The sequence below is a fragment of the Rhodococcus sp. PSi06 genome (assembly GCF_054960675.1).
In genome coordinates, this window is sequence record NZ_JBHNYO010000009.1 from 135,211 (window position 1) to 151,371 (window position 16,161).

The 16,161-nt window shown below is 66.3% G+C and carries 17 protein-coding genes; 16 read left to right on the top strand and 1 reads right to left on the bottom strand.

Annotation, left to right across the window (positions count from 1 at the left end):
• Positions 1 to 40 precede the first annotated feature (40 nt).
• Together fmt and ACFI9K_RS13660 are read left to right on the top strand one after the other, a co-directional pair.
• Positions 41 to 964: a methionyl-tRNA formyltransferase gene (gene fmt, locus ACFI9K_RS13655; protein WP_462663981.1), complete on the top strand. Its 924-nt coding sequence runs from the start codon at positions 41 to 43 to the stop codon at positions 962 to 964.
• Entirely contained in the window at positions 961 to 2,430 is a 1,470-nt protein-coding gene (locus tag ACFI9K_RS13660; RefSeq protein ID WP_462663982.1) for an RsmB/NOP family class I SAM-dependent RNA methyltransferase, read from the top strand. The genes fmt and ACFI9K_RS13660 overlap by 4 nt, the downstream gene beginning before the upstream one ends.
• A gap of 4 nt (positions 2,431 to 2,434) precedes the next feature.
• Here the strand turns inward: ACFI9K_RS13660 and ACFI9K_RS13665 are convergent, their stop codons facing one another.
• Positions 2,435 to 2,824: a hypothetical protein gene (locus ACFI9K_RS13665; RefSeq protein ID WP_462663983.1), complete on the bottom strand. Its 390-nt coding sequence runs from the start codon at positions 2,822 to 2,824 to the stop codon at positions 2,435 to 2,437.
• A 36-nt stretch (positions 2,825 to 2,860) separates the two neighbouring features.
• Here ACFI9K_RS13665 and rpe point away from each other — a divergent pair, with 36 nt between their 5' ends.
• From rpe to secG, 14 genes are all read left to right on the top strand, one after another.
• A complete protein-coding gene (rpe, locus tag ACFI9K_RS13670) occupies positions 2,861 to 3,535 on the top strand; it encodes a ribulose-phosphate 3-epimerase (RefSeq protein WP_222094856.1) in 675 nt (224 codons plus the stop codon).
• Between the two features lie 38 nt (positions 3,536 to 3,573).
• Positions 3,574 to 4,566 carry a bifunctional diaminohydroxyphosphoribosylaminopyrimidine deaminase/5-amino-6-(5-phosphoribosylamino)uracil reductase RibD gene (gene ribD / locus ACFI9K_RS13675; protein WP_462664072.1) on the top strand — a complete coding sequence of 331 codons (993 nt, stop codon included), beginning with the start codon at positions 3,574 to 3,576 and terminating at the stop codon, positions 4,564 to 4,566.
• On the top strand, positions 4,567 to 5,178 hold the full coding sequence (locus tag ACFI9K_RS13680; RefSeq protein ID WP_462663984.1) for a riboflavin synthase: 612 nt from the start codon (positions 4,567 to 4,569) through the stop codon (positions 5,176 to 5,178). It abuts the gene before it with no gap.
• Positions 5,179 to 5,265: 87 nt separating this feature from the next.
• Positions 5,266 to 6,531 carry a bifunctional 3,4-dihydroxy-2-butanone-4-phosphate synthase/GTP cyclohydrolase II gene (locus ACFI9K_RS13685; protein WP_462663985.1) on the top strand — a complete coding sequence of 422 codons (1,266 nt, stop codon included), beginning with the start codon at positions 5,266 to 5,268 and terminating at the stop codon, positions 6,529 to 6,531.
• On the top strand, positions 6,528 to 7,025 hold the full coding sequence (gene ribH / locus ACFI9K_RS13690; RefSeq protein WP_462663986.1) for a 6,7-dimethyl-8-ribityllumazine synthase: 498 nt from the start codon (positions 6,528 to 6,530) through the stop codon (positions 7,023 to 7,025). Before ACFI9K_RS13685 ends, ribH begins: the two co-directional genes overlap by 4 nt.
• The gene (locus ACFI9K_RS13695) at positions 7,022 to 7,507 is read left to right on the top strand and encodes a PH domain-containing protein (protein ID WP_462663987.1); all 486 of its coding nucleotides are present in this window, start codon (positions 7,022 to 7,024) and stop codon (positions 7,505 to 7,507) included. Before ribH ends, ACFI9K_RS13695 begins: the two co-directional genes overlap by 4 nt.
• Before the next feature lie 33 nt (positions 7,508 to 7,540).
• The gene (gene uvrC, locus ACFI9K_RS13700; protein ID WP_462663988.1) at positions 7,541 to 9,670 is read left to right on the top strand and encodes an excinuclease ABC subunit UvrC; all 2,130 of its coding nucleotides are present in this window, start codon (positions 7,541 to 7,543) and stop codon (positions 9,668 to 9,670) included.
• Positions 9,671 to 9,753: 83 nt separating this feature from the next.
• The gene (gene rapZ / locus ACFI9K_RS13705; RefSeq protein WP_462664073.1) at positions 9,754 to 10,620 is read left to right on the top strand and encodes an RNase adapter RapZ; all 867 of its coding nucleotides are present in this window, start codon (positions 9,754 to 9,756) and stop codon (positions 10,618 to 10,620) included.
• On the top strand, positions 10,617 to 11,642 hold the full coding sequence (locus ACFI9K_RS13710; protein WP_462663989.1) for a gluconeogenesis factor YvcK family protein: 1,026 nt from the start codon (positions 10,617 to 10,619) through the stop codon (positions 11,640 to 11,642). Before rapZ ends, ACFI9K_RS13710 begins: the two co-directional genes overlap by 4 nt.
• Entirely contained in the window at positions 11,633 to 12,616 is a 984-nt protein-coding gene (whiA, locus tag ACFI9K_RS13715; protein WP_462663990.1) for a DNA-binding protein WhiA, read from the top strand. Before ACFI9K_RS13710 ends, whiA begins: the two co-directional genes overlap by 10 nt.
• Before the next feature lie 120 nt (positions 12,617 to 12,736).
• The gene (gene gap / locus ACFI9K_RS13720) at positions 12,737 to 13,756 is read left to right on the top strand and encodes a type I glyceraldehyde-3-phosphate dehydrogenase (protein WP_032365753.1); all 1,020 of its coding nucleotides are present in this window, start codon (positions 12,737 to 12,739) and stop codon (positions 13,754 to 13,756) included.
• Positions 13,757 to 13,761: 5 nt separating this feature from the next.
• Positions 13,762 to 14,973, top strand: coding sequence for a phosphoglycerate kinase (locus ACFI9K_RS13725; protein WP_222094850.1), 1,212 nt, complete (start codon positions 13,762 to 13,764; stop codon positions 14,971 to 14,973).
• Positions 14,974 to 14,976: 3 nt separating this feature from the next.
• A complete protein-coding gene (gene tpiA, locus ACFI9K_RS13730) occupies positions 14,977 to 15,762 on the top strand; it encodes a triose-phosphate isomerase (RefSeq protein ID WP_462663991.1) in 786 nt (261 codons plus the stop codon).
• 117 nt (positions 15,763 to 15,879) lie between these two features.
• Entirely contained in the window at positions 15,880 to 16,113 is a 234-nt protein-coding gene (secG, locus tag ACFI9K_RS13735; protein ID WP_027497008.1) for a preprotein translocase subunit SecG, read from the top strand.
• Positions 16,114 to 16,161: the final 48 nt, after the last annotated feature.

The window sequence follows — 16,161 nt, forward strand, 5'->3', positions numbered from 1 at the left end:
ACAACCGACATCGTTTCGTCCATCCCAGGGAGTTGCCTCAGTGCGCGTCGTCTTCGCCGGAACACCGGAACCCGCGGTCCCGTCACTCGCGCGACTGGTGGAGTCCGAGCGGCACGAGGTGATTGCCGTGGTCACGCGGCCCGACGCCGCCGCCGGCCGTGGACGCAAGACCGTACGCTCGCCGGTCGGGCTGCTGGCAGACGAGCACGGCATTCCGGTGTTCACGCCCGCGAAGCCGTCGGATCCGGATTTCGTGGCGCAGCTGACCGAACTCGCGCCCGACGTATGCCCGGTCGTCGCATACGGCGCATTGCTGCCCCAGCAGGTACTCGACGTACCTCGCTTCGGCTGGATCAACCTGCATTTCTCACTGTTACCCGCGTGGCGGGGCGCGGCACCGGTACAAGCCGCTATCGCCGCAGGCGACGACGTCACAGGCGCATCGACATTCCTCCTCGACGTCGGCATGGACACGGGGCCGGTGCTCGGCGTGACGACCGAGCGAATTCGCGATTCCGACACCACCGGTGATCTGCTCGGACGTCTGGCCTCGAGCGGAGCTCACTTGCTCTCCGCGACATTGGACGCCATCGAGGACGGAACCGCGGCGGCACACCCGCAATCCGAGGACGGTGTCTCCTACGCGAGCAAAGTGACCGTCGATGCCGCGCGCATCGACTGGACTCGATCCGCGGCGTTCGTCGACCGGCACATCAGGTCCGTCACGCCGGCACCGGGAGCGTGGACGACCATCGGCGATCTCCGCGTCAAGATCGCTCCGGTACAGCTGTCGCCCGAGACGTTGGAGCCGGGATCGATCGAGGTCCGCAAGAGCGGTGTGCACATCGGAACCGGAACCGCCGCAGTGGTTCTCGGCGATATTCAACCTCAGGGCAAGAAGGTCATGAGGGCACTCGACTGGGCGCGCGGCGCTCGGCTGGACGATACGGCGGTGGCACGATGACAGAGCCCGACAGGCCCCGCAAGCGCGAGTCCAGCCCGCCCCGAAAATACGTCAAGAAGTCTCCCGGGGCACGTGGCCCCAAAGGCAACCGGCCGCCACCGGGCGGCGGGCCACGCTCGGTCGATGCGATCGATCCGGCGAGGCGTGCGGCCAGAGACGTTCTCAAAGCGGTTCGGGAGCGCGATGCCTACGCGAACCTGGTGCTGCCCGGGTTGCTTCGCGAGCGCAAGTTGGATTCGCGTGATGCCGCTCTGGCCACCGAACTCGCCTACGGCGCATCACGCGCTCGGGGCGTGCTCGATGCCGTGATCGCGCACGCTGCCGGGCGTCCTGCCGCAGAGATTGACGGGCCACTGCTCGACATTCTGCGGCTCGGGTCCTATCAACTGCTGCGCACCCGGGTTGCCCCGCACGCAGCGGTCGCCACGTCGGTGGACCTCGCCCGTTCCGAATTCGGTTCCGGCAAGGCAGGTTTCGTCAATGCCGTGCTGCGCCGCGTGTCCGAGCGATCCGCGGACCAATGGGTGGAGGAGCTGGCACCCGCCACCGCCGCGGATCCAGTGGGGCACCTGGCGTTCGAGTACGCCCATCCGAAGTGGATAGCGCAAGCATTCGCCGATGCGCTCGGTGCAGATGCCGGCGAACTGGCCGCGGTACTCGAAGCGGACGATGCCCGTCCCTCCGTGCACCTGGTCGCACGACCGGGGGAGATTTCCGCCGAAGAACTTGCCCTCATCACCGGGGGAGAGGAAGGCCCGTATTCGCCCTACGCGGTGCACCTCGACGGCGGTGACCCAGGCAAGCTCGATGCCGTCCGGGACGGCCTGGCCGGAGTTCAGGACGAGGGCAGTCAGCTCGTCGGCCGCGCGCTGACGTTGGCACCCTTGCTCGGCGACGACGGTGGCCGCTGGTTGGACCTGTGCGCCGGCCCCGGCGGCAAGGCCGCGCTGCTCGGCGCCCTCGCGGAGATCGACGGCGCTCGGGTCGACGCCGTCGAGCCGACCCCCCACCGCGCCGACCTCGTATCCAAGACCACCAAGGACCTACCGGTGACGGTGCACATCGTCGACGGCCGAGAGTCAGGCCTCGAGGCGGGCTACGACCGCGTGCTCGTCGACGCACCGTGCACCGGACTCGGGGCACTGCGTCGTCGCCCCGAGGCGCGGTGGCGTCGTCAACCGTCCGACGTGGCGGCATTGGTCACCTTGCAGAAGGAACTGCTGGCGGCGGCAATAGATCTCGTTCGGCCCGGCGGAGTGGTGCTGTACTCGACGTGCTCGCCGCATCTGTCGGAAACGACGGCCGTGGTCGCCGACGCCGTTCGCCGTCACGGCGTCGAGCAGCTCGATACCCGTGCGCTGGTGCCGGGCGTTCCCCACCTGGGCGACGGCACCTCGGTGCAGCTGTGGCCCCATCGGCACGGCACGGACGCGATGTTCATGGCGGCGCTGCGCAAACCGATGTGATCACTCAATGCTCGGCGAGGAACGCCTCGGCCACGTCCTTCGGGGCGTACACCAGCCATCCGTCGACGAGTAGTTCCCGCAGTTCGTCGTCCTCGGCGTTGTCGACGTCGATCAGCACGGCGGAGAAATCGTCGAAGTGCGGGATCGTGAAACACGAGCGCGGGTGCGCAGCGAGGATGGCTTCCTTGTCGTTCAGGTCTGCCGTCCGAACGGCGAGGATCGGTCCGCTGGGCGGGGTCTCGTCGCCGAATCGCTTCAGGTCCGCCTTGCTGAACGGCCGAACCCACGCGAACACGTTTTTGCCGACGCCCCACGCCGAGTGCCCGTAACGAACGCTCTCGACGATGTCCGGGAATTCGGCGAGGATGGAGTTCGCTGAGTCCATGGTGGCCATGTCGGCACGATACCTGCTCGACTAGGCTCATCGATCGTGGTTTCCCCGATGATCGCTCCCTCGATTCTGTCCGCCGATTTCGCGCGCCTCGCCGCCGAAGCAGATGCCGTCGCGGGGGCCGATTGGCTCCACGTCGACGTCATGGACGCACACTTCGTTCCCAACCTCACCCTCGGACTACCGGTGGTGGAGAGTCTGCTGAAAGCGACGACCATCCCGCTCGACTGTCACTTGATGATCGAGGATCCTGCTCGCTGGGCTCCGCCCTACGCCGAGGCCGGGGCATACAACGTCACGTTCCATGCCGAGGCCACCGACGACCCCGCCGCCGTGGCGCGCGATATCAGGGCCGCCGGCGCGAAAGCCGGTCTGTCGGTGAAGCCGGGCACGCCCATCGAGCCGTACCTCGAAATTCTGCGTGATTTCGACACTCTGCTGGTGATGAGTGTGGAGCCCGGTTTCGGCGGGCAGTCGTTCATGCCCGAGGTACTGTCCAAGGCCAAAGCTGTTCGAGCACTTGTCGATTCCGGCGATCTACGATTGGTGGTCGAGATCGACGGCGGAATCAACTCCGACACCATCGAGCAGGCGGCCGAAGCCGGTATCGATTGCTTCGTCGCCGGTTCCGCCGTGTACAACACCGCCGATCCTGCCGCCGCAGTGCGTGACCTCCGCGGCCGGGCCGCCCGCGCATCCCACCACCTGTCGTGACCGACGCCCCGGGCCCGTCCGCGACGTTCGTCGAGGCGATGGCCCTCGCGGTCGAGGCGTCCGAAGCCGCCCGGGGTACGAGCAGCCCCAACCCCGCGGTGGGTGCCGTGATCCTCGATTCGAGCGGCGTCGTCGTGGGCACCGGCTCCACGCGTCCACCCGGCGGCCCGCACGCCGAGATCGTCGCACTCACCGAGGCCGGCGAACGTGCGCGCGGCGGCACCGCGGTGGTGACCCTCGAGCCGTGCAACCACACGGGCCGTACCGGTCCCTGCTCGCAAGCCCTCGTCGCGGCCGGGATCGCCTCGGTGGTGTACGCGGTGGCCGATCCGAACCCGCTGGCGTCCGGAGGCGCGCAGGCGCTGCGCACCGCCGGCGTGCGCGTCGAACAGGGCATCGGGGCACGCCAGGTGCAGCAGGGTCCGCTGCGAGCGTGGCTGCATAAGCAGCGCACCGGACGCCCACACGTCACCTGGAAGTACGCCGCGACACTCGACGGACGCAGCGCCGCGGCCGACGGAACGAGCCAGTGGATCACCGGCCCCCAGGCTCGCGCACACGTGCACCTCGAGCGGGCCAAGCTGGACGCCATCGTCGTCGGAACCGGCACTGTGCTGGCCGACGATCCACGCCTGACAGCCCGTCGCCCCGACGGCACCCTGGCATCGCATCAGCCGGTTCGGGTCGTCGTCGGGTCCAGGCCGATACCGACGACCGCCGCGATCCGCGGTTCGGAGGCACCGACGGTGTTTCTGGACACACACGATCCCGCGGCGGTGATCGACGCGCTCGGCGAACACACCGACATCCAGATCGAAGGTGGCCCCACACTGGCCGGCGCGTTTCTCGCCGCCGGCTTGGTGGACCGAGTCGTGGCGTACATCGCGCCCGCAGTGTTGGGCACCGGCCCCGCTGCGGTGGAGAATGCGGGAATCGGAACAATTGCCGACGCAATTCGGTTCCGCACGGAGACAGTGACCATGATCGGCAACGACATCCTTCTGAGTGTCGTGCCCGAAGGAGCGAAGTAGATGTTCACCGGAATTGTCGAAGAGCTCGGCGAGATCGTGGCCAAGGACGAACTGCCCGACGCCGCTCGCTTCACCGTCCGGGGCCCGGTGGTGACCTCCGATGCCGGCCACGGCGATTCCATCGCGGTCAACGGAGTGTGCCTGACCGTCGTGGAAGTACTTCCCGACGGCGGTTTCACCGCCGACGTCATGCAGGAGACCTTGAATCGCTCCAGCCTCGGTGCCCTCGAGGTCGGCAGTCGTGTCAACCTCGAACGCGCAGCTGCCCTCGGCAGCAGGCTCGGCGGCCACCTCGTCCAAGGCCACGTCGACGGCACCGGAACCGTGGCCGGCCGATCACCGTCCGAGAACTGGACCGTCGTGCGCATCACCATGCCCACGTCGGTTGCGCGCTACGTCGTCGAGAAGGGATCCATCACCGTCGACGGTGTCTCGCTCACCGTGTCCGGGCTGGGAGTCGACGACGGCGGGCACTGGTTCGAGATCTCGCTCATCCCCACCACGTTGGACCTGACCACGCTCGGCACGGCCGAGGTGGGAACGCCGGTCAACCTCGAAGTCGACGTCATCGCCAAGTACGTGGAGCGGCTGCAGGCGATCGACGCACAGTAAGTACTGTTGAAGTGCACCCACACAACGGTGCATCGGAGACATTTCCAGGGCGCTGAGCCAGGCCCGAGACCTATGGAGCGCACTTTCGTGACCAGGTTCGACAGTATCGAGCGCGCAGTTGCGGACATCGCTGCGGGCAAAGCAGTGGTGGTCGTGGACGACGAGGATCGCGAGAACGAGGGCGATCTGATCTTCGCCGCCGAGAAGGCCACCCCGGAACTGGTCGCCTTCATGGTGCGCTACACCTCCGGCTATCTCTGTGTGCCGTTGTCCGGCGAGGATTGCGACCGACTCGGCCTGCCGCCGATGTTCGCCACCAATCAGGACAAGCACGGAACTGCGTACACGGTCACCGTGGACGCCCGCGAAGGCATCGGAACCGGAATCTCGGCCTCCGATCGAGCGGCAACGATGCGACTGCTCGCCGACCCGGACACCGGTGCCAACGACTTCACCCGCCCCGGCCACGTCGTGCCGCTACGCGCCAAAGAGGGCGGCGTACTGCGGCGTCCCGGCCACACCGAAGCCGCAGTGGATCTGGCCCGCATGGCCGATCTCCGTCCCGCCGGCGTCATCTGCGAAATCGTCAGCCAAAAAGACGAGGGAGCGATGGCGCAGACCGACGAGCTGCGCGTGTTCGCCGACGAGCACAACCTTGCCCTCATCTCGATCGCAGACCTGATCGCGTGGCGACGCAAGCACGAGAAGCACGTTCTTCGTGTGGCCGACGCCCGAATCCCCACCAGCCACGGCACTTTCCGTGCCGTCGGCTACCAGAGCATCTACGACGAGGTCGAGCACGTTGCGCTCGTGCGCGGCGACATCGCCGGGCCGGACGGGGACGGCAACGACGTCCTCGTGCGCGTGCACTCCGAATGCCTCACCGGGGACGTCTTCGGATCGCTGCGCTGTGACTGCGGACCGCAACTGGACGCGGCCCTCGAAATGGTCGCCGCCGAGGACCGCGGAATCGTGCTGTACATGCGCGGACACGAGGGCCGCGGAATCGGACTGCTGCACAAACTGCAGGCATACCAGCTCCAGGACGCCGGCTCGGACACCGTCGACGCCAACCTGCAACTCGGCCTTCCCGCAGACTCTCGCGACTACGGAATCGGAGCGCAGATTCTCGTCGACCTCGGGGTGTCGTCGATGCGTCTGCTCACCAACAACCCGGCCAAACGAGTCGGACTCGACGGATACGGTCTGCACGTCACCGAGCGAGTACCGATGCCGTTGCGCGCGAACGCCGAGAACCTGACGTACCTGCGCACCAAGCGCGACCGCATGGGGCACGACCTCACCGGTCTCGACGACTTCGAGAACGGTCGAACCGACGGAGTCACCCCATGAGCGGCGACGGCGAACCCACCCTCCAGCTGGCGGGGGCCGGCGACCTGAAGCTGGCGATCGTGGCCGGCCAGTGGCATCGGACGATCTCCGAGGCGCTGCTCGCCGGAGCGATGCGCAAAGCAGAGTCGGCGGGAGTGCAGGAAATCACGGTCATCCGTGTCGCGGGTGCCATCGAACTGCCCGTCGTCGCGCAGGAACTCGCCCGCAACCACGATGCCGTCGTCGCACTGGGCGTCGTCATCCGAGGCGGCACGCCGCACTTCGAGTACGTGTGCGACGCCGTCACGGCCGGTTTGACGAGAGTGTCGTTGGACGAGGGCACTCCGGTCACCAACGGAGTGCTCACCACCAACGACGAGCAGCAGGCCCTCGATCGTGCCGGCCTGCCCGGTTCGTTCGAGGACAAGGGCGCGCAGGCCGTCGCGGCCGCTATCGATACGGCCCTGACTCTCAAGCATCTGCGCCAGCCGTGGACGAACCAGGAATTCACATGAGTGAAGCGACGCCCGTCTGGGACATGGAAGTGAAGTCGCGCAAGTCTGCTCGCTATGCCATCGCGGCGGCAGTGTTGCTCGTCGTGGCGCATTCGACCGTCGCAATCCTGCTTCGCGTGTCACCGACCGGGGTGTACTTCCGGACCGCAGACCAACTGGCGATGGCAGGAATCGGAGTGTTGCTCGCAGGCTTGGCGCTGACGCTGACTCGCCCGCGGATCCGCGTCGGGCCGTCGGGTGTCGCGGTCCGAAACCTGCTCTCGGAGCGGCTGATCGAGTGGGATCTGGTGCGCGGGCTGTCCTTCCCCGACGGGGCGATGTGGGCCCGCGTGGACATCCCCGACGACGAGTTCATCAACGTGATGGCCATCCAGTCGAACGATCGTGAGCACGCAGTCGCCGCAGTCCGAAAGTTCCGAACACTCGAGCGGAAATACACTCCCGCCACGTCCGTTCCGGACATCGCGGTGGATCAGGACTGACGTGGCCGGGCCCGCACCACAGCTGAGCTGCGGATGCGGAGAACGTCGGACCCGACGGCTAACGTGGTTGTCGTGTCCGACCCCGCTACCTACCGTCCGGCCACCGGAACCATCCCGGTGGAACCGGGCGTGTACAAATTTCGAGATCCCCATGGTCGTGTCGTCTATGTGGGCAAAGCCAAGAGCCTGCGCAGTCGGCTCAATTCCTACTTCGCCGACGTCGCGTCGCTGCACCCTCGCACCCGTCAGATGGTCACCACCGCGGCGTCGGTCGAGTGGACGGTCGTCACCACCGAGGTAGAGGCACTCCAGCTCGAGTACAACTGGATCAAGGAATTCGATCCGCGGTTCAACGTCCGTTACCGCGACGACAAGAGCTATCCGATGCTCGCGGTGACGATGAACGAAGAGTACCCACGCCTGTTCGTCTACCGCGGACCACGCCGCAAAGGTGTCCGCTACTTCGGCCCGTACGCGCATGCGTGGGCCATTCGCGAGACGCTGGATCTGCTGCTTCGAGTGTTCCCCGCGCGCACGTGCTCCACCGGGGTGTTCAAGCGGCACAATCAGATCGGCAGGCCGTGCCTGCTGGGGTACATCGACAAGTGTTCGGCACCGTGCGTGGGCCGGGTCAGCGCAGAGGAGCACCGCCGCACCGTCGAGGACTTCTGCGACTTCCTTGCCGGCAAGACCGACAAGCTCGTTCGGCAGCTCGAGAAGAAGATGCAGGCGGCATCGGAGGACTTGGACTTCGAGACCGCCGCGCGCCTGCGGGACGATGTGGGCGCGCTGCGTCGAGCACTGGAGAAGCAGGCGGTGGTACTCGGCGACGGTACCGACGCCGACCTCGTCGCATTCGCCACGGACGCCCTCGAAGCAGCAGTTCAGGTGTTCCACGTTCGCGGGGGTAGGGTGCGCGGTCAACGCGGCTGGGTGGTCGAGAAGGCGGGCGAAGTGATCGAGCGGCAGGACGACGCCGATCTGCCCGCACTGGTCGAGCAGTTTCTCACACAGTTCTACGGTGAGCAGGCCGCGCTGACCGCGCAAGCACCGGGCGGCGACGACGGTGGTTCCAATGCGGTCCCACGCGAAGTGCTGGTGCCGGTGCTACCGGAGAACGCCGACGAGGTTCAGACCTGGCTCAGTGAACTTCGGGGATCCAACGTGACCCTGCGCGTGCCCCAGCGCGGCGACAAGAAGGCGTTGGCCGAGACCGTCGAGCGCAACGCCAAAGAAGCCCTGCAGCAACACAAGCTGAAGAGAGCGGGCGATTTCACGTCGAGATCGGCTGCGCTGCAGGGTATTCAAGAGGCTCTCGATCTGGATTCGGCACCGCTGCGCATCGAGTGCATCGATATCTCGCACGTGCAGGGAACAGATGTGGTGGCATCTCTCGTCGTCTTCGAGGACGGACTGCCCCGCAAGAGCGACTACCGCCACTACGCCATCAAGGAAGCGGCCGGAGACGGCCATTCCGATGACGTCGCGAGCATCGCCGAGGTGACTCGGCGTCGATTCCTCCGACACTCGGCCGATGGGTCGACGGAGGCAAGCGGAGGTGATCTGGCTCCGGAGGCCGCGCTCGATCCCCAGACCGGAAGGCCACGAAAGTTCGCCTACCCACCGAACCTGTTCGTCGTGGACGGCGGTGCCCCTCAGGTGGCCGCGGCTGCGGCCGTGCTGGACGAACTGGGCGTGACCGATGTGGCGGTGGTCGGTCTCGCCAAGCGGCTCGAGGAGGTGTGGGTGCCGGGCGAGGACGATCCGGTGATTCTGCCGCGCACGAGCGAGTCCCTGTATCTGCTGCAGCGAGTGCGCGACGAGGCACACCGTTTCGCGATCACGTTCCACCGCAGCAAGCGGTCTCGTCGTATGACGGCCTCGGCACTCGATTCGGTTCGTGGTCTCGGAGAATCGCGGCGAACGGCCCTGGTCGCACACTTCGGTTCGGTCGCCAATCTCAAGCGTGCGACGGTCGCGGAGATCGTCGAGGTGCCCGGAATCGGTGAGACCACCGCGAAGTCGGTGCTGGCGGCGCTCGGTTCGGACGCGGACGACGCCGATGTAGGCGATGATGACAACGCAACTGCAACGACATCGGGCGAGAACACGACGGAACATGCGATCGTGCCGCGTGTGGAATCGGCGGGACAGGCTTCGTAGTGAGCGAACACCAGGCACAGAGACATCCGCCATCCGACGAGCATCTCGAGCCGTCTTCCGAGGAGGAGCCGACGCACGACGAGATCGAGGTGGCGTTGGTCACCGGCGTCTCCGGCGCCGGGCTGCGCACCGCAGCCAAGATCCTCGAGGACCTCGGCTGGTACGTCGCCGACAACCTCCCGCCCGAGCTCATCTCCAAGATGGTCGATCTCGGACTCGAGTCGAAGCCCCGAATCGAGCGGCTCGCGCTGGTGATGGATGTCCGAAGCCGGCTGTTCACCGGGGATCTGGGCTGGGTGGTCAAGGAACTCGACTCCAAGGGTGTACGCAACCGAGTGCTGTTCCTGGACGCATCCGACGCCGTGCTCGTTCGCAGGTTCGAGTCCAATCGCCGCAGCCACCCATTGCAGAACGACGGTCAGGACGGAACCCTCACAGAGGGGATCACTGCGGAACGCGTGCGGTTGGCCCAGGTCAAGGCTGCGGCCGATCTGACGGTGGACACCACGTCGCTGTCGGTACACCAGCTGCGACGCAAGATCGAGACGGTGTTCGGTGACACGGACACCAGCGGGGTCGGCGTCACCGTTCAGTCGTTCGGCTTCAAGTACGGCCTGCCGATGGACGCCGATCTGGTCTGCGACGTCCGCTTCCTGCCCAATCCACATTGGGTGCCCGAGCTCCGTGAGCACACGGGCCAGGACTCCGACGTACGCGATTACGTCCTGGGGCAGGACGGAGCCGGCGACTATCTGCAGACGTACAGACACCTGCTGAATGTGACGATCGAGGGATACGTGCGAGAAGGCAAGAGGTACATGACGGTGGCCGTGGGCTGCACCGGAGGGAAGCATCGCAGCGTCGCGATGGCGGAGGCCCTGGCTGCACTTCTCGCCGAGCAGGGAGACGTGTCCGTGCGCGTGCTGCACCGCGATCTGGGTCGCGAATGAGCGAGGCCGGTACCGAAGTGTCGAAATCCGGTCCGAAGATCGTCGCCCTCGGAGGCGGTCACGGCCTGTATGCCACCTTGTCCGCAGCCAGGCTGATCGGCCACGACGTCACGGCCATCGTCACGGTTGCCGACGACGGAGGATCGTCGGGCCGACTGCGCGCCGAGCTCGGCGTCATTCCACCCGGGGATCTGCGCATGGCGCTCGCTGCTCTGGCGCGCACCGACGAGCGGACGCAGCTGTGGACCGATGTCCTGCAGCACCGGTTCGGCGGCACCGGTGCGTTGGCCGGACACTCGGTGGGCAACCTCATCCTCGCCGGACTCACGGAGGTACTGGGAGATCCTGTGGCTGCGCTCGACGAGATGGTGCGGATGCTCGGGATCGACGGCCGAGTGCTGCCGATGTCGCCCATCGCACTCGACATCGAAGCGGACGTCTCGGGCCTCGAGGACGACCCCCGCGTCAGCCGCGTCATTCGCGGACAGGTAGCGGTGGCGACCACCCCGGGCAAGGTTCGACGCGTGCGGCTGCTGCCGCCGGACCCGCCTGCCTCGGCGGATGCCCTGGCGGCGATCGAGGAGGCCGACCTGGTGGTGCTCGGTCCCGGCTCCTGGTTCTCGAGTGTCATTCCACACGTTCTGGTGCCGGATCAGCTCGCCGCCCTGGCTCGCGTGTCGGCACCGAAAGTGCTGGTGCTGAATCTGGCACCCGAGCTGGGGGAGACCACCGGATTCTCCGCCGAGCGCCATGTCCACGTACTCTCCCAACACGCACCTGATTTGGGAATCGACTACGTGTTGGTCGATTCCGCCTCGGTCCCGGAGGGCAGTAACCGCGAGCACGTAGCGCGGGCAGCGGCCCGGCTCGGTGCCGAGGTCGTTTACGTCGACGTTGCCGAAAACGGCACTCACGCACATCATTACGGAAAGCTTGCTGCAGCTCTCGGCTCCATCGTGACGCCCACCGGCGGCACTGCACCGAGTGCCGCGCGCAGAGAGGGGATCACTTCGTGGCCATGACAGCGGAGGTCAAGGACGAGCTGAGCAGGCTCACCGTCAGTCAGGTCAGTTGCCGCAAGGCCGAGGTGTCCGCGCTCCTGCGATTCGCCGGTGGATTGCACATCGTGGCCGGCCGAGTCGTGGTCGAGGCCGAGGTGGATCTCGGATCGATCGCACGGCGGCTGCGTCGTGAGATCTTCGAGTTGTACGGCTACTCCTCCGACGTGCACATGCTCAGTGCCGGCGGGCTGCGCAAGACCTCGCGCTACGTGGTCCGGGTGGCCAAGGACGGCGAGGCCCTGGCTCGCCAGACCGGGTTGCTGGATCTTCGCGGGCGCCCTGTACGAGGACTGCCCGCACAGGTGGTCGGCGGCACGGTGGGGGACTCCGAGGCCGCATGGCGCGGGGCGTTCCTCGCACACGGCTCGCTCACCGAGCCGGGCCGATCCTCGGCGCTCGAGATCAGCTGCCCGGGACCGGAAGCAGCGCTCGCGCTCGTCGGAGCCGCCCGCCGACTCGGAGTCGCCGCCAAGGCCCGCGAGGTGCGGGGGACCGATCGCGTGGTCGTACGTGACGGCGAGGCGATCGGTGCGCTGCTCACCCGTATGGGTGCCCAGGACACCAGGCTCGTGTGGGAGGAACGTCGAATGCGGCGCGAGGTGCGAGCCACGGCCAACCGACTCGCCAATTTCGACGACGCCAACCTCCGTCGCTCGGCTCGAGCGGCCGTCGCCGCCGCAGCCCGGGTCGAGCGAGCCCTGAACATCCTCGGTGAGGACGTCCCGGATCATCTCGCTGCCGCCGGCTCGCTCCGGGTGCAGCATCGCCAGGCCTCGTTGGAAGAGCTCGGGCAGTTGGCCGATCCCCCCATGACCAAGGATGCGGTGGCCGGTCGGATCCGGCGCCTGCTGTCCATGGCCGATCGGAAAGCCAAGGAAACCGGAGTCCCCGACACCGAGTCGGCGGTCACCGCCGAGCTGCTCGACGAGGCGTAGAGCGCCTCGACAGGTGATGCGCGCGCTCTGCCGGAGCGCACACTAGGGTAGTAACCGCGTGTGGCACCCCGCATGCAGGCACGACAAGACATCTGTTTTCACAACTTTTAGGAGCGAACAGTGACGATCCGGGTAGGCGTCAACGGCTTCGGCCGCATCGGGCGTAACTTCTTCAGGGCTGTCGACGCGCAGAAGGCGCTCGGTACCACCGACATCGAAATCGTTGCTGTCAACGACCTGACCGACAACGCATCGCTCGCACACCTGCTCAAGTACGACTCGATCCTGGGCCGCTTGCCGCACGACGTCTCGCTCGAGGGTGAAGACACCATCGTCGTCGGAGGCCAGAAGATCAAGGCGCTGTCGCTGCGCGAGGGCCCGTCCGCACTTCCGTGGGGTGACCTGGGCGTCGACGTCGTCGTCGAATCCACCGGCATCTTCACCGACGCTGCGAAGGCCCAGGGTCACATCGACGCCGGTGCCAAGAAGGTCATCATCTCCGCGCCCGCCAAGGGCGAGGACATCACCATCGTGATGGGCGTCAACGACGACAAGTACGACGGTAGCCAGAACATCATCTCCAACGCGTCGTGCACCACCAACTGCCTCGGCCCCATCGCCAAGGTTCTCGACGACGAGTTCGGCATCGTCTCGGGCCTGATGACGACCATTCACGCGTACACGCAGGACCAGAACCTGCAGGACGGCCCGCACAGCGACCTGCGTCGCGCCCGCGCCGCCGCGCTGAACGTCGTCCCCACCGGCACCGGTGCAGCCAAGGCCATCGGCCTGGTTCTCCCGCAGCTGCTCGGCAAGCTCGACGGCTATGCACTGCGGGTACCGATCCCCACGGGCTCGGTCACCGACCTGACGGCACTGCTGAAGAAGAAGGCCAGCGCCGACGACATCAACGCCGCCATGAAGGCTGCCGCGGAGGGCCCCCTCAAGGGCATCCTCAAGTACAACACCGATCCCATCGTGTCCTCGGACATCGTCACCGACCCGCACTCGTCGATCTTCGATGCGCCGCTGACGAAGGTCATCGACGACCAGGTCAAGATCGTCTCCTGGTACGACAACGAGTGGGGCTACTCCAACCGCCTCGCCGACCTCATCGGTCTCGTCGGCAAGTCCCTCTGACACCGATGGCTGTCAAGACACTGCAAGATCTGCTCGATGCCGGTGTCGAAGGCCGTGGCGTCCTCGTGCGATCGGACTTCAACGTCCCGCTCGAGGACGGCACGATCACCGATCCGGGCCGCATTCAGGCGTCGATCCCGACGCTTCGAGCGTTGGTCGAGGCCGGTGCCAAGGTCATCGTCACCGCCCACCTCGGGCGTCCGGACGGCAAGCCCGACGCGAAGTACAGTCTGGCTCCGGTCGCGGCCAAGCTCGGTGAGTTGCTCGGACGCCACGTTCAGCTGGCCGGCGATGTCGTCGGTCAGGACGCCGAGGCTCGGGCCGAGGGCCTGACCGACGGAGACGTGCTGCTGCTCGAGAACATTCGCTTCGATCCGCGCGAGACCAGCAAGGACGAGTCGGAGCGGGCTGCGCTGGCCCGTGAACTCGTTGCGCTCGCCGGCGACGACGCGGCATTCGTATCCGACGGGTTCGGCGTCGTGCACCGTAAGCAGGCCTCGGTGTACGACGTGGCTCAGCTGCTTCCGCATTACGCGGGGACGCTCGTCGCGGCCGAGGTCGAGGTGTTGGCCAAGCTCACCGAGGAAGCGGCTCGTCCGTACGCGGTGGTGCTCGGTGGCTCCAAGGTCTCGGACAAACTCGGCGTCATCGAGGCGTTGGCTCCCAAGGTGGACACCCTCGTCATCGGCGGCGGAATGGCGTTCACATTCCTTGCAGCACAGGGTTATTCGGTCGGAAACTCGCTGTTGCAGGAGGATCAGATCGGGGTCTGCAAAGACCTGCTCGAGCGATTCGGCGACGTGATTCACCTTCCGGTCGACATCGTCGTCGGAGACAAGTTCGCAGCGGACGCGGAGTCGAAGACCGTCAAGGCCTCGGAGATTCCCGACGGGTGGATGGGTCTGGACATCGGACCCGACTCGGTCAGTCGCTTCGCCGTCGTGCTGTCCAACGCGAAGACGATCTTCTGGAACGGGCCTGCCGGCGTCTTCGAGTTCGACAAGTTCTCGGCCGGTACCAAGGGCATCGCGGAAGCAATCATCGGAGCAACTGGCAAGGGCGCATTCAGCGTGGTCGGCGGCGGCGATTCGGCGGCAGCGGTTCGTACCCTCGGGCTGCCCGACGACGGCTTCTCGCACATCTCCACCGGCGGCGGTGCATCTCTCGAATACCTCGAGGGAAAGCAACTCCCCGGTCTATCCGTCCTGGAGGCATGACGCATGGCACGTAAGCCACTCATCGCGGGCAACTGGAAGATGAACCTCAACCACCTCGAAGCCATTTCGCTGGTGCAGAAGATCGCGTTCTCGCTGCCCGAGAAGTACTTCGACAAGGTGGACGTCACGGTGATTCCGCCGTTCACCGACATCCGCAGCGTCCAGACGCTGATCGAGGGCGACAAGCTCCTGCTCACTTTCGGTGCTCAGGACGTCTCGGCCGAGGACAAGGGTGCGTTCACCGGCGAGATCAGCGGATCCATGCTCGCGAAGCTGGGTTGCACCTTCGTCGTGGTAGGTCACTCCGAACGCCGCACCCTGCACAGCGAGGACGACGCCGTCGTGCTCGCGAAGACGAAGGCGGCCCTGAAGAACGGGCTCACCCCGATCGTGTGCATCGGCGAGGGCCTGAACATTCGTGAGGCGGGCGAGCACGTGGCCTACAACGTGGCTCAACTCCGCGGATCGCTCGAAGGCCTCTCGGCCGACGACATCGCCAAGGTCGTCATCGCGTACGAGCCGGTGTGGGCGATCGGTACCGGTCGGGTCGCATCGGCATCGGACGCTCAAGAGGTGTGCGGAGCCATTCGCGAGGAACTGAAGTCACTGTCCTCGGACGAGGTCGCGGCGGGCGTGCGAGTTCTGTACGGCGGGTCGGTCAACGCCAAGAACGTCGGCGAGATCGTCGGCCAGCCCGATGTCGACGGTGCGCTGGTGGGCGGAGCGTCGCTGAAGGCGGACGAGTTCGCTACCCTGTCGGCCATCGCAGCAGGTGGACCCCTGCCCTGATCGGTCGCAGGCAGCAGCGGTAGGACCGTTTCGGACACCTCGCTTCGGCGGGGTGTCCGAAGCCGTTCTTGTGGCCAGGTAGGCTGCTGAAGGCATCGAATCGAGTTTGAGGTGGACATGGATCTGTTTCTGGATATTCTGCTGGTCATCACCAGTCTGGCGCTGATCTTGCTGATCCTGCTGCATCGCGGCAAGGGCGGCGGATTGTCCAGTCTGTTCGGTGGCGGTGTGCAGTCCAGCCTGTCCGGTTCCACTGTCGTCGAGAAGAACCTGGATCGCCTCACGGTCTTCACCGGCTTGATCTGGCTCATCGCGATCCTCGGAATCGGCCTGGAGATCAAGTACACCTGATCCATATCGGCTCCGAATGCGAGTTGGTGACGAAGCGACGATACTGGG